Origin of the sequence: Cupriavidus sp. H39, from assembly GCF_050271075.1 — a bacterium.
Taxonomy (GTDB): Bacteria; Pseudomonadota; Gammaproteobacteria; order Burkholderiales; family Burkholderiaceae; genus Cupriavidus; species Cupriavidus necator_B.
In genome coordinates this window covers 2,980,889-2,993,575 of record NZ_CP189848.1, presented here as the reverse complement: position 1 = coordinate 2,993,575, position 12,687 = coordinate 2,980,889, and the positions used below count along the sequence as shown (strand labels likewise).

Genomic DNA, 12,687 nt, shown 5'->3' with positions numbered 1-12,687 from the left:
GAGAGGGAGGACACCTTGCCTGGGCCAGGTCGGGCGGCTTGGGAGCACCCAAAGCCGCTCTCCTTTTCCGAGGTGTGGGATAACCAATCAACCCGTATTGCGCAGCCCCGCCGCCACCCCATTGATGGTCAGGTGGATCCCGCGCCGTACGCGGATGTCATCGCCATCCTTGCCCGAGCGGAAGCGCTTGAGCAACTCGACCTGCAAGTGGTTCAGCGGATCGAGATACGCGAAGCGGTTCTTGATCGAACGCGCCAGCAGCGGGTTGTCCGCCAGCCGTTCCTGGTGGCCGGTGATCAGCGCCAGCATGTCGCAGGTCAGGTGCCATTCCTTGCTGATGCGGTTGAACACATTGCGGCGCAGCGTGGCGTCGTCGCACAGCTGGGCGTAGCGCGAGGCCACGGCCAGGTCGGTCTTGGCCAGCACCATGTCCATGTTGGACAGCAGCGTCGAGAAGAACGGCCACGTCTTGACCATGCGACGCAGCGTGGACACAGCCTGCTTGCGGGCCTTGTCGTCCGGTGCGCTGTCCAGCAGCGAGCGCACCGCGCTGCCGAAGCCGTACCAGCCCGGCAGCAGCAGCCGGCACTGGCCCCAGGAGAAGCCCCACGGGATCGCGCGCAGGTCTTCGATGCGGCGGTTCTTCTTGTCCATCAGCTTGCGCGAGGCCGGGCGCGAACCCAGGTTCAGGTCCGCGATCTCGGTGATCGGAGTGGTGGCGAAGAAGTAGTCCTTGAAGCCGGGGGTCTCGTAGACCAGGTCGCGGTAGGCGGTGAAGGCGCGGTCCGACAGCTGCTGCATGACGGCCTCGAAGGTATCCAGGTCCTTCGGCGCGTTCTGCTGCGGCAGCAGCGACGCCTCCAGCGTGGCCGCGACCACCGTTTCCAGGTTGCGCCGGCCGATCTCGGCATTGGCGAACTTGCTGTTGATGATTTCGCCCTGCTCGGTCAGCCGGATCTGGCCGTTCACGGTGCCCGGCGGCTGCGACAGGATGGCCTGGTAGGTCGGGCCGCCGCCGCGGCCGACGGTGCCGCCGCGGCCATGGAACAGGCGCAGCTTGATGTTGCGCTGCTCGAACAGCTGCACCAGCTCCAGCTCGGTCTTGTACAGCTCCCAGGTCGAGGTCAGGAAGCCGCCGTCCTTGTTCGAGTCCGAGTAGCCGAGCATCACTTCCTGCTCGACGCCATGGTGGGCGATCACCGAATCGAAGCCGGGCAGGTCCAGGAGGGACTGCATGATGCCGGCGGCATTGCGCAAGTCTTCGATGGTCTCGAACAGCGGGATCACCATCAGTTCCATGCGCGCCGGGTCGGTCTTGCTGCCGAGCGTGCCCTGCAGCATGCCCGATTCCTTCTGCAGCAGCATCACCTCGACCAGGTCCGACAGCGTCTCGGTGTGCGAGATGATGTAGTTGCGCGCGACGCGCTTGCCATAGCGCGCGCGCAGTTCGCGCGCGGCGGCGAAGATCGCCAGTTCCTTGCGGGTCTGCTCCGAATACTCATGCCACGGCAGCGTCAGCAGCCGCGGCTGGCGCAGTTCGGCCAGCAGCAGTTCCAGCTTGCGCGCCTCCGGCAGCGCGGCGTAGTCGGGGGCGATGCCGGCGGCGGCGAACAGTTCGGCGATCACCGCCTCGTGCACGTCCGAGACCTGGCGCATGTCGACCGAGGCCAGGTGGAAGCCGAACACGGCGATGGCGCGCGCCAGCGCGTCGATGCGGTGGCTGGCCAGCGCCTGGCCGTGGTGCGCGCGCAGCGAGTCGATCACGATTTGCACGTCGGCGCCGAAGGCCTCGGCACTGTCATAAGGCTCGGCCGGCGCCACCGGGCGGCGCGTCGCGGCATGGCCGCTCAGCGTCTTGCAGGTGGCGGCCAGGCGCGCGTAGATGCCGATCAGCGCGCGCCGGTAGGGCTCGTCGGCGCGGTGCTCGGAATGGTCGGGCGAGCGCTCGGCCAGTGCCAGCAGTTCCGGGCTGGCATCGACCATCAGCGTCGACATCGACAGCTCGGCGCCCAGCGCGTGGACTTCGTCGAGGTACCAGTCCAGGATCAGCTGTGCCTGCTGGCCGGCGGCATGCTCGAGCGTCTCGGCGGTGACGTTGGGGTTGCCGTCGCGATCGCCGCCGATCCAGGAGCCCATCTGCAGGAACGGCGACAGCGGCGCCGGCTGGGCGCCCGGGGTGCCCTTGCGCTTGCGCGTGGCCGGAAACACCGCGGCGATGTCTTCTTCCAGTTCGCTCATCAGCTGCGGGATGCCGCGCAGGAAGGTGGTGCGGTAGTACGACAGCGCGTTCTCGATTTCGTCCGCCACCGTAAGGCGCGCGTCGCGCAGCATGCGGGTCTGCCACAGCGTGGTGACCTTGGCGCGCAGCTGCGCGGTGTTGTGCTCACGTTCGCGCGCGGTCATCGGCAGGTCGCGCTCGGCCAGCAGCCGGGCGATCTCGCGTTCGGCATCCAGGATGCTCTTGCGCTGGACTTCAGTCGGGTGCGCGGTCAGCACCGGCACGATCAGCGCCTCGTCCAGGAACTTGCGCAGCTGCTTGCCGGTGACGCCGGCGGCATCGATCTTTTCCAGCGCATGCTGCAGGCTGCCGTCCTGCGGCGGCGATCCGGCCAGCGCATGCACGCGGCGGCGGCGGTTGTGGTGCTGGTCCTCGGCGATATTGGCCAGGTGCGAGAAATAGCTGAACGCGCGCACCACCTGGTTGGTCTGGTCGCGCGACAGGCGCTTGAGCAGGCGGTCCAGCTCCGCGCCGGCGGCGCGGTCGTTCTCGCGGCGGAAGCGCACCGCGGTCTGGCGGATGGTCTCGACCACCTCGAAGGCGGCGTCGCCTTCCTGCTCGCGCAGGCAGTCGCCCAGCAGGCGGCCCAGGAAGCGGATGTCCTCGCGCAGCGGCATGTCCTTGTCGGCAGTGCGGCGGGCGGGGGCGGCGGCGATGGTGGTTCCGTTGCTCGACACGATCGAAAGTATGGGCTTGGGCGAGCGCTTGGCTGCGCGGGGGGCGGAGCGGGGCGTCTTGGCGCTGGTTGCGCCGACTACGTCACCTTTTGCGGCGGAAGAATCCTTGGCGGCCGCAGCGGTCTTCCGACCATTGGGGCGCGCAGCATGCTGCGTCATGCAATCTCCTCTTGCTTCTCTAAGCTTATCTAATGGTGCGGGAGGGGCCCTTGGGGCGCGTGCTACCATTGGCGCATGTCGTCCGCCACCCCGTCTTCCTCTGCCGCTGTCGTGTCTCGCAACCTTCCGCAAAAGCTCGTCATTGCCTCCCGGGAAAGCCGTCTGGCCCTGTGGCAGGCAGAACATGTGCGTGCTGCATTGCAACAATACTATCCCGCGTGCGACGTGTCCATTCTTGGCATGACCACGCGCGGAGACCAGATTCTAGACCGTACGCTGTCCAAAGTCGGCGGCAAGGGTCTGTTTGTCAAAGAACTGGAGTTCGCGATGGACGAAGGCCGGGCCGACCTCGCGGTGCATTCGCTCAAGGATGTGCCGATGGAGCTGCCCCCCGGCTTCGCGCTGGCCGCGGTGATGGAGCGCGAGGATCCGCGCGACGCGCTGGTGTCTTCCACTTATGCATCGCTGGACGAGATGCCGCCCGGCACCGTGGTCGGCACTTCCAGCCTGCGCCGCGAAGCCGCGTTGCGCAGCCGCTACCCGCACCTGGTGATCAAGCCGCTGCGCGGCAACCTCGACACCCGGCTGGGCAAGCTCGATCGCGGCGAATATGGCGCCATCATCCTGGCTGCCGCGGGCCTCAAGCGGCTTGGCCTGGGCGACCGCATCCGCGCGCTGATCCCGGTCGAGGTGTCGCTGCCGGCCGCGGGGCAGGGCGCGCTGGGCATCGAAACGCTGGCCAGCCGCCCGGAACTGGCGGAATGGCTGGCGCCGCTGAACCACCAGCCGACCGCGCTGGCCGTCAGCGCCGAGCGCGCCGTGTCGCGCCGGCTGGGCGGCTCGTGCCAGGTCCCGCTGGCGGCGCATGCGCGCTGGGACGGCGACCAGTTGCAGCTAGAGGCCTTCGTCGCGCTGCCCGACGGCACTCGCGCCATCCGCGCCGCGGCAGCCGGGCCGGCCGCCGACCTGGCCGCCGCCGAAGCGCTCGGCCAGGCCTGCGCGCGCGATCTGCTGGCGCAGGGCGCCGAGTCGATCCTGGCCGCGCTGGCCGATCCCGGCGATCCCGCCGCTTCCCAAGCTCCCGCCTGAGGCTGCCCGATGCCCCGCCCGACCGTCGTTGTGACACGACCCGCCGGGCAGTCCCGGCAACTGACCGAGGCCCTGCAGGGCGCCGGTCTGGATGTACTCAGCTTTCCGCTGCTGGCGATCGGCCCGGCCGCTGACGACGCGCCGCTGCGCGCGGCACTGGCACGGCTGGACACGTTTGCGCTGGTGGTCTTTGTCAGTCCCAATGCGATTGCCTTTGCCCTGGACGCGCTGGCCGGCGTGCAAGGCACGGCCGTGGCTCGCTGGCCAGCGCAGGTCGCGGTGGCGGTGGTCGGCCCGGCCAGCGTCGCCGCGCTGGCCGAGCGTGGCATCGCCGCACCGGCGTATCGCGTGATCGCACCTACCGGCGCCAACGCCAGCGGGCCAGGCCATGACGAGCCGGGCCCGGATGCCGAGGCGCTGCGCTTCGACTCCGAAGCCCTGTGGGCACAGCTCGATCCCGCCGCGCTGGCCGGCAAACCGGTGCTGATCATCCGCGGCAACGGCGGCCGCGACTGGCTGGGCGACCGCCTGCGTGAAGCGGGCGCCCGGGTCGAAGCGGTCGAGGCTTACCAGCGCACGCTGCCCGAACCCACCGCCATGCAATGGCAGGCAGTGCGCGACAACCTGCGTCCCGGCGCCGCACCGCACGCCTGGCTGCTAACCAGTTCCGAGGCGGTGCGCAACCTCGACGTGCTGGCGCGCCAGCATCTGTCGCCCCAGGAAGACGCTTCGCTGCGGCAGGTGCAGTGCATCGCACCGCATGCGAGAATCGCCGAACAGGCGCTGGCGCTGGGCTTTGCCCATATCCAGCGCGCCGCGCCCGGCGATGCCGGCCTGCTGGCAGCCTGCCTGCAGTGGGCCGATGGGCATGCCGGCCCCGCGCCATCGAGCACGCCGGCGCCGTCCGGCCTGGCGTCCGCCGCGCCGCCCCAGGCCACGGTGCCGCCGGCCGTCAGCCCGCCTGCCGCAGTTCCTGCAACGTCAACGAAGGTCGAACGCGTGACGCAAGAAACCACGTCCTCCTCCGCCATGCCGCCTGGCGCGGCCTCTGCCCACCCGGCGCACTCGGCGCAGTCCGCGCCGCCTCATGGCGCCGGCAATGCCGGTGCCGCCCGTCCGGCCGCACGCCGCTCCGCGGCGCTATGGGCGCTGGTTGCCGTGCTGGTGGTGGCGACCGCCGGCGGCTTCTGGTGGCTGCAGCAGCGCGTCGACCACCTGACCGGCGAGCTGGCGCGCCGCCAGCAAAGCAACGACGCGCTGGTGCAGGAGTCGCGCGTGCTGACGCGCAACGCGCAGGACACCGTCAAGGAACTGCAAGCCAAGGTCGGCGCGCTGGAAAACCAGGTCGGCGAGACCCGCGACAAGCAGGTGGCGCTGGAACAGGTCTACCAGGACCTGATGCGCAACCGCGACGACTGGGAAATCGCCGAGATCCAGCAACTGCTGACCAGTGCCGGCCAGCAACTGCAGCTGACCGGCAACGTGCAGGTCGCGCTGGCCGCGCTGCAAAGCGCCGACGCGCGCCTGGCGCGCGCCGACAAGCCGCAATACAACCTGCTGCGCCGCGCCATCGCCCGCGATGTGGCGCGCATGAAGGCCGTGCCCGACACCGACCTGACCGGCGCCGCGATCAAGCTGGACGAAGCCATCAACCAGGTCGACGCGCTGCCGCTGCTGTCCAGCGAACGCATGCTCGAGCGCAGCGAGGCCGATGCCCGCAAGGGCGCCGCCACCAACGGCGGCAATGCCGGCAATGGCACCAGCGCGCCGGCCGCCAATGGCACCGGGCCGGGCTGGTTCACCCGCTTCTGGGACTACCTGCGCGAAGAACTGGCGCAGGTGATCCGCATCCGCAAGGTTGACGATGCCGAGGCACTGCTGCTGTCGGGTGACCAGGGCTGGTTCCTGCGCGAGAACGTCAAGCTGCGCCTGCTCAATGCGCGCCTGGCGCTGCTGTCGCGCAACGAGCCCGTGTTTCGCAACGACCTGGCCGCCGCGCAGGCGATGATCGGCCGCTATTTCGATACCAAGTCGCGCCGTGTGCAGGGTGTGCTGACGCTGCTGCGGCAGGCGCAGGCCGGCGCGGTCACGGTGCAGCTGCCGACCATGGCCGAAAGCCTGGGCGCGCTACAAGCCCTGAAGAAGGAGTAAGCCCATGCGCCTTCTGTTCTGGGTTGCGGTCCTGTTTGGCGGCGCCGTCGGGCTGGCTCTGTTCACGCAGTTCAACCACAGCAATGTGGTGCTGTTCTATCCGCCGTACCGCGTCGAGCTGTCGCTGAACCTGGCGCTGGCCTTGCTGCTGCTGATCTTCTTCGTGGTGTGGACGGTGATGTCCACCATCCGCCATCTGGCCGAGATGCCGCGCCGCGCCGCCGCCTACCGCGAGCGCAGCCGCATGAGCAAGGCCCAGGCGGCACTGCGCGAGTCGATCGAAAACCTGTTCGCCGGCCGTTTCGCGCGGGCCGAGCGGTGCGCGCGCGAAGCCCAGTCATGGGACGACCAGGCCCAGACCGCCGCGCTGATCGGCGCGCGCGCTGCCCACCGCATGCAGGAAACCGGTCGGCGCGATGCGTGGATGGCGCAGGTGACCGACCCCGAGCGCGAGCAGGCGCGGCTGGTGTCGATGGCCGAACTGCTGGTCGACGCCCGCGACGCCGACGGCGCGCTGGAAACCATCGCCCAGCTGCAGTCGCAGGGCGCGCGCCAGATCCACGTGCAGCGCATCGCGCTGCGCGCGCACCAGCACTTGAAGAACTGGTCCGAAGTGCTGCGCCTGGCGCGCTCGCTGGAGAAGCGCAACGCGCTGCATCCGGTGCTGGCGCTGCGGCTCAAGCAGATGGCGGTCGAGGCCATGCTGGATGAGCGCCGCCACGATGCCGACGCGCTGTCGGAGTTCTGGCGCTCATTGTCCGCCGATGAGCGCCGCGCCACCCGCATAGCCGAACCGGCGGCGCGCTACTTCGCGGCACTGGGCCGGCAGAACGACGCCCGCCGCATCATCGAAGACGCACTCAAGGTCAACTGGGACAGCCGGCTGGTGCTGCGCTATGCCGATTGCGCCGTGCCGGGCCACGCCCTGCCGCAAATCCAGCAAGCCGAGAAATGGCTGGCGGCGCATCCCGCCGACGCCGATCTCTATTACACGCTGGGCGTGCTGTGCCTGGGCGAGAAGCTGTGGGGCAAGGCGCAATCCAGCTTCGAACGCGCGCTGAAATATGCCGATCCCGCCCAGCAGCGCCGCCTGCGCGTGCGCACGCACCTGGCGCTGGCGCGGCTGTTCGAGGAAACCGAACGCTTCGAGGATGCGCAGCGGCACTATCGCGAAAGCGCGATGCTGGCCGCCTGAACCCGCGCCTCAGGCGGGTTCAGTATCCGTGCCGGCAACCTGCGCGCTGCCGGCACGCTTCACCACCTCATAGCGTCGCAGCGTTTGCTGGCGCGCGACGTCGTGCTGCACCAGCGGGCGCGGGTAGTTGTCGCCCAGGCGCACGCCGGCATCGGCCAGTACCGACGCGGGCGCGGTCCACGGCGCATGCAGGTACTTGTCCGGCAAGGCCGCCAGTTGCGGCAGGTATTTGCGGATAAAGCGGCCCTGCGGATCAAACTTCTGCGATTGCGTCACCGGATTGAAGATGCGGAACCACGGCTGTGCATCGCAGCCGGTGGATGCGGCCCATTGCCAGCCGCCGTTGTTGGCGGCCAGGTCGAAGTCATTGAGCTGGTCGGCAAAGTACTGCTCGCCGCGGCGCCAGTCGACGCCAAGGTCCTTGGCCAGGAAGCTGGCGGTGACCATGCGCAGGCGGTTGTGCATATAGCCGCTTTGCCGGATCTGCAGCATCGCTGCGTCGATCAGCGGGTAGCCGGTGGCGGCGTCGCACCAGGCGCGGAAATAGCGCTCGGCGGTGTCGCCATCCTGCCAGCGGATCGCGTCGTAGGCCGGTTGGAACGCCGCGCCCGCGGCCACGCGTGGATGGTGATGCAGGATCATGAAGTAGAAATCGCGCCAGATCAGTTCCGACAGCCACACCGCGGCGCCGGCGCTGTCGGCGCCGCCGCGCAGCATGGCCTCGTGTGCGGCGCGTGCCAGCGTGCGGATCGAGATGGTGCCGAAGCGCAGGTGCACCGACAGGTAGCTGGGGCCGCGCAGGGCAGGGTAGTCGCGGCGGCGGCCGTAGTCACCCATGCGCCCGGTGAATTCGTCGAACAGCGCCTGTGCACCGGCGGCGCCGGCGGGCATCGCGATCTCGGCGAGGTTGCTGGCGCGAAAGCCCAGCTGTTCGAGCGTCGGCACGGGCTGGCTGTACGCGGCGGGCACAGGCGCCAGCGCCGGCAGGTATGGGTCGACAGGATAAGGACGCAGGTCGAACGGCTGTACGGTCCTGAGCCAGGCATTCTTGTACGGGGTGAACACCGCGAAGGGCTTGCCCTGGCCGTTCAGGATCTCGTCGCGCTCGAAGACTGCCTGATCCTTGAAGGTAAAGAGCGCGCAGGTCTGCGCCGACAGCGCCTGGCGCACCGCTTCGTCGCGGGCGTTGGCGGCGGGCTCGTAATCGTGGTTGGCGAAGACCGCCTCGGCTTCCAGTTTGCGTGCCAGCAGCGGGATGGCGTTCTGCGCGCGGTCGTGCAGCACGATCAGGCCGCCGCCGGCCCCGGCCAGCACCTGCGCCAGCTCCAGCAGCGATTGGCGGATGAACTCGACCCGGCGGTCGGCCTGCAGTCCGTGCGCCAGCAGCGGATCGAGAATGTCGCGGTCGAACACGAACACGCACCACACCTGCGCGCAGTGCCTGAGGGCATAATGCAGCGCCGCGTGGTCGGTGGCGCGCAGGTCGCGCCGGAACCAGACCAGCCCGCGCGCAAAGGTCTTGCCGATCCGGTACGGTGGCCGGGACGTAGCCGGGTTGGCTGCTGCCTGCATGTTCGCGTGCCTGTCTGACGGGTTGGCCGGCGCGGAACGTGGTGGAACGCCGGATCGATCGCGCCGATACCCTAACATAGCGGTACGGAGCCGGCACGCCGCCGGCCGCCACGCCGCAATCCCATTTTCTACAGAAGCTCATGACTCTCGACCGCATTCTTCAATCCCAAGGCTTTGGCACGCGCCGGTACTGCGGCGACCTGATCGCCGCCGGGCTGGTCGAGGTCAACGGCGAACTATGCGAAGACCCGCGCGCGCAATTCGACGTGGATGGCCTGCGCCTGACCGTCGACGGCGAGGCATGGCTGGCCTGCACCAAGGCCTACCTGATGCTGAACAAGCCGACCGGCTATGAGTGCTCGCAGCGCCCGCGCCACCACCCCAGCGTCTACAACCTGCTGCCGGTGCCGCTGCGCCAGCGCGAGGTGCAGGCCGTGGGGCGGCTCGACCACGACACCACCGGCCTGCTGCTGCTGACCGACGATGGCCAGTTCATCCATGCCCAGACTTCGCCCAAGCGCAAGGTGCCCAAGGTCTACGAAGTGACCACTGCCGAGGCGGTCACCCCAGAGCAGGCCGAGGCGCTGCGCAGCGGCGTGCAACTGCTGGATGAACCGGCGCCGATCGCGGCGGAAGCCTGCGAGATCACCGGCGAACGCAGCCTGCGGCTGACCCTGGTGCAAGGCAAGTACCACCAGGTCAAGCGCATGGTCGCGGCCGCGGGCAACCACGTCGACGCACTGCACCGCAGCGCCATCGGCAGCCTGCAGCTCGATCCGGCACTGGCCGAAGGCGAGTGGCGCTGGCTGACGGCGGACGAACTGGCCGCGCTGACGAGCAAGGCCTGAGCCTCGCGGCGGCGGCGGCGGGTGGCGGAGCGCCCATTGCTGCACTGGAACGCCCGCCAATCTTTTCCGGAAGACCCCCGGCGATTTGATAAAATGCAAGGCATGGCGAAGCCCGAAGCACCCATCAATCTGACCAATCAGTTCCTGATTGCCATGCCCGGCATGGCCGATCCGACCTTTTCGGGTTCCGTCGTCTATCTCTGCGAACACAATGAGCGTGGCGCGCTGGGGCTGGTGATCAACCGGCCCATCGACATCGACATGGCCACGCTGTTCGACAAGATCGACCTCAAGCTCGAGATCCAGCCCGTGGCGCACCAGCCGGTCTATTTCGGCGGCCCGGTGCAGACCGAGCGCGGCTTCGTGCTGCACGACCCGGTGGGTGTCTATGTCTCGTCGCTGGCCGTTCCGGGCGGGCTGGAGATGACCACTTCCAAGGACGTGCTCGAGGCAGTGGCCAACGGCAGCGGCCCGCACCGCTTCCTGCTGACGCTGGGCTATTCCGGCTGGGGCGCCGGCCAGCTGGAGGAAGAACTCAGCCGCAACGGCTGGCTGACCGTCCAGGCCGATCCCGAGATCATCTTCAGCGTCCCGCCCGACGAGCGCTTCGCCGCCGCCATCCGGCTGCTCGGCATCGACTTCACCATGCTGTCCGGCGAGGCCGGGCATGCCTGACGCCGTGGGGCGTGAACTGCCCCGCGACGGCACGGTCCTGGCATTTGACTACGGCGAAAAAAAGATCGGCGTTGCGCTGGGCAACTTCATCACGCGCGAGGCGCGTGCCCTGACCATCCTGCCCAATATCACCGTGGAAGGCCGCTTCGAAGCCGTGGCGGCGCTGATCCAGGCATGGAACCCGGTGCAGCTGATTGTCGGCATGCCGGTCAATCCCGAAGGCGGCGAGCAGCCGTCGATGAAGCTGGCGCGGCGCTTCGGCAACCAGCTCAATGGCCGCTTCGGCCTGCCGGTGGAGTGGGTGGACGAGCGCTATACCTCGCGCGCCGCGTCGATGGCCGGCGCCCGCCGCGGCGAGCTCGATGCCGAGGCCGCCCGCATCATCCTGCAACAGTATTTCGACCAATTCCCGCTATGACGCAGATCTCCGTTCCCGACGCCGAGTCGCTGTACCGCAAGCTGCTGGACCAGGCCAAGGCCCTGATCGCCGAGGCCGAGCGCGCGCGCTGGTCGGTGGCCGGCATCCATTCCGGCGGGGCATGGATTGCTGCGCGACTGGCGGCGGACTTGCAGTTGCCCGATCATGGTGTGATCAACGTGGCCTTCCATCGCGACGACTATGCCAAGAAGGGGCTGCATAGCCAGGCCGAGCCGACCACGCTGCCGTTTGCCGTCGATGACCGCAACATCCTGCTGATCGACGACGTGCTGGCCACCGGCCGCACCATCCGCGCCGCCGTCAACGAGCTGTTCGACTATGGCCGCCCCGCGCGCGTGGCGCTGGGCGTGCTGGTCGACCGCGGCGGCCGCCAGCTGCCGATCGCCGCCGACCTGTGCGCCGCCGAGATGACGCTGCCGCCCGGCACGACCCTGGTGCTGTCGCGCCAGGGCGAAGGCGCCGCCGCCCGATTCGCCTTCGCGACCGAACCTACCGATTCCGCCCCTGGCTGAACCGGCACCGTGGGGGCGCCCAGCGCGCCCGAGACCCCGCCCCGAGACCAGATCACCTCCCGTTTTTTGCCCGCGCCCGACCAGCCATGACCAAGACGTTCCGCAACCCGCAGCTCACCAAGAACGGCGAACTGAAGCACCTGCTCTCGATCGAGGGGTTGTCGCGTGACATGATCACGCACATCCTCGACACCGCCAGCCAGTTCGTCTCGCTGTCCGACTCCGACCGCGATGTCAAGAAGGTGCCGCTGCTGCGCGGCAAGAGCGTGTTCAACCTGTTCTTCGAGAACTCCACCCGCACCCGCACCACCTTCGAAATCGCCGCCAAGCGGCTGTCGGCGGACGTGCTGAACCTGAACATCAACGCCTCGTCGACCAGCAAGGGCGAGTCGCTGCTGGACACCATCAACAACCTGTCGGCCATGTCCGCCGACATGTTCGTGGTGCGCCATGCCAGCTCGGGCGCACCGTACCTGATCGCCGAGCACGTCGCCCCGCACGTGCACGTGATCAACGCCGGCGACGGCCGCCATGCGCATCCGACGCAGGGCCTGCTGGACATGTACACCATCCGGCATTTCAAGAAGGACTTCACCAACCTGACGGTGGCCATCGTCGGCGACATCCTGCACTCGCGCGTGGCCCGCTCCGACATCCACGCGCTGACCACGCTGGGCGTGCCCGAAGTGCGCGCCATCGGCCCGCGCACGCTGCTGCCGTCCGGGCTGGAGCAGATGGGCGTGCGCGTGTTCCACAACATGGAAGAGGGCCTCAAGGGCGTGGACGTGGTCATCATGCTGCGGCTGCAGAACGAGCGCATGAGCGGGGCGCTGCTGCCCTCCGCGCAGGAATATTTCAAGGCCTACGGCCTCACGCCGGAGCGGCTGGCGCTGGCCCGGCCCGATGCCATCGTGATGCACCCGGGCCCGATGAACCGCGGCGTTGAGATCGACTCCGCCGTGGCCGACGGCCCGCAGTCGGTGATCCTGAACCAGGTGACCTTCGGCATCGCCGTGCGCATGGCGGTGATGGGCATCGTGGCGGGCAATGGCGACGAATGAGCGGTTACGAATGACGCAGTCGAGCCACAAC

Annotated in this window: 10 protein-coding genes; 8 read left to right on the top strand and 2 right to left on the bottom strand. The window is 68.7% G+C overall.

What is annotated here, in order from left to right; translation table 11 throughout:
- Window positions 1–87 precede the first annotated feature (87 nt).
- Window positions 88–3,114, bottom strand: coding sequence for a phosphoenolpyruvate carboxylase (gene ppc, locus ACOCMH_RS29250; RefSeq protein WP_427310881.1), 3,027 nt, complete (start codon window positions 3,112–3,114; stop codon window positions 88–90).
- Window positions 3,115–3,189: 75 nt separating this feature from the next.
- Between ppc and hemC the strand changes: the two genes are divergently transcribed.
- Genes hemC through ACOCMH_RS29235 form a run of 3 tightly spaced genes read left to right on the top strand, consistent with a single transcriptional unit; the run spans window position 3,190 to window position 7,549 of the window.
- The gene (gene hemC / locus ACOCMH_RS29245) at window positions 3,190–4,203 is read left to right on the top strand and encodes a hydroxymethylbilane synthase (protein WP_427310879.1); all 1,014 of its coding nucleotides are present in this window, start codon (window positions 3,190–3,192) and stop codon (window positions 4,201–4,203) included.
- Between the two features lie 9 nt (window positions 4,204–4,212).
- The gene (hemDX, locus tag ACOCMH_RS29240) at window positions 4,213–6,354 is read left to right on the top strand and encodes a fused uroporphyrinogen-III synthase HemD/membrane protein HemX (protein WP_427310877.1); all 2,142 of its coding nucleotides are present in this window, start codon (window positions 4,213–4,215) and stop codon (window positions 6,352–6,354) included.
- Window positions 6,355–6,358: 4 nt separating this feature from the next.
- Window positions 6,359–7,549: a heme biosynthesis protein HemY gene (locus ACOCMH_RS29235; RefSeq protein WP_427310875.1), complete on the top strand. Its 1,191-nt coding sequence runs from the start codon at window positions 6,359–6,361 to the stop codon at window positions 7,547–7,549.
- A gap of 9 nt (window positions 7,550–7,558) precedes the next feature.
- On the opposite strand, the gene ACOCMH_RS29230 is transcribed toward ACOCMH_RS29235, so the two are convergent.
- Complete coding sequence (locus ACOCMH_RS29230; RefSeq protein ID WP_427310873.1) at window positions 7,559–9,121, bottom strand: cryptochrome/photolyase family protein; 1,563 nt, start codon at window positions 9,119–9,121, stop codon at window positions 7,559–7,561.
- Window positions 9,122–9,261: 140 nt separating this feature from the next.
- On the opposite strand from ACOCMH_RS29230, the gene ACOCMH_RS29225 reads away from it, so the two are divergent.
- The 5 genes from ACOCMH_RS29225 to ACOCMH_RS29205 all read left to right on the top strand — a co-directional run bounded on the left by ACOCMH_RS29225 (window position 9,262) and on the right by ACOCMH_RS29205 (window position 12,656).
- Window positions 9,262–9,969 carry a pseudouridine synthase gene (locus ACOCMH_RS29225; protein WP_427310871.1) on the top strand — a complete coding sequence of 236 codons (708 nt, stop codon included), beginning with the start codon at window positions 9,262–9,264 and terminating at the stop codon, window positions 9,967–9,969.
- Between the two features lie 102 nt (window positions 9,970–10,071).
- Window positions 10,072–10,644: a YqgE/AlgH family protein gene (locus tag ACOCMH_RS29220; protein ID WP_171515699.1), complete on the top strand. Its 573-nt coding sequence runs from the start codon at window positions 10,072–10,074 to the stop codon at window positions 10,642–10,644.
- Complete coding sequence (ruvX, locus tag ACOCMH_RS29215) at window positions 10,637–11,062, top strand: Holliday junction resolvase RuvX (RefSeq protein ID WP_012353630.1); 426 nt, start codon at window positions 10,637–10,639, stop codon at window positions 11,060–11,062. The genes ACOCMH_RS29220 and ruvX overlap by 8 nt, the downstream gene beginning before the upstream one ends.
- Window positions 11,059–11,595: a bifunctional pyr operon transcriptional regulator/uracil phosphoribosyltransferase PyrR gene (gene pyrR / locus ACOCMH_RS29210; RefSeq protein ID WP_427310869.1), complete on the top strand. Its 537-nt coding sequence runs from the start codon at window positions 11,059–11,061 to the stop codon at window positions 11,593–11,595. Before ruvX ends, pyrR begins: the two co-directional genes overlap by 4 nt.
- Before the next feature lie 86 nt (window positions 11,596–11,681).
- The gene (locus ACOCMH_RS29205; protein ID WP_427310867.1) at window positions 11,682–12,656 is read left to right on the top strand and encodes an aspartate carbamoyltransferase catalytic subunit; all 975 of its coding nucleotides are present in this window, start codon (window positions 11,682–11,684) and stop codon (window positions 12,654–12,656) included.
- Window positions 12,657–12,687 lie beyond the last annotated feature (31 nt).

Coding starts and splice junctions, on each gene's coding strand:
- ppc (WP_427310881.1), bottom strand. CDS start 3,114: ATGACGCAGCATGCTGCGCGCCCCAATGGTCGGAAGACCGCTGCGGCC.
- hemC (WP_427310879.1), top strand. CDS start 3,190: ATGTCGTCCGCCACCCCGTCTTCCTCTGCCGCTGTCGTGTCTCGCAAC.
- hemDX (WP_427310877.1), top strand. CDS start 4,213: ATGCCCCGCCCGACCGTCGTTGTGACACGACCCGCCGGGCAGTCCCGG.
- ACOCMH_RS29235 (WP_427310875.1), top strand. CDS start 6,359: ATGCGCCTTCTGTTCTGGGTTGCGGTCCTGTTTGGCGGCGCCGTCGGG.
- ACOCMH_RS29230 (WP_427310873.1), bottom strand. CDS start 9,121: ATGCAGGCAGCAGCCAACCCGGCTACGTCCCGGCCACCGTACCGGATC.
- ACOCMH_RS29225 (WP_427310871.1), top strand. CDS start 9,262: ATGACTCTCGACCGCATTCTTCAATCCCAAGGCTTTGGCACGCGCCGG.
- ACOCMH_RS29220 (WP_171515699.1), top strand. CDS start 10,072: ATGGCGAAGCCCGAAGCACCCATCAATCTGACCAATCAGTTCCTGATT.
- ruvX (WP_012353630.1), top strand. CDS start 10,637: ATGCCTGACGCCGTGGGGCGTGAACTGCCCCGCGACGGCACGGTCCTG.
- pyrR (WP_427310869.1), top strand. CDS start 11,059: ATGACGCAGATCTCCGTTCCCGACGCCGAGTCGCTGTACCGCAAGCTG.
- ACOCMH_RS29205 (WP_427310867.1), top strand. CDS start 11,682: ATGACCAAGACGTTCCGCAACCCGCAGCTCACCAAGAACGGCGAACTG.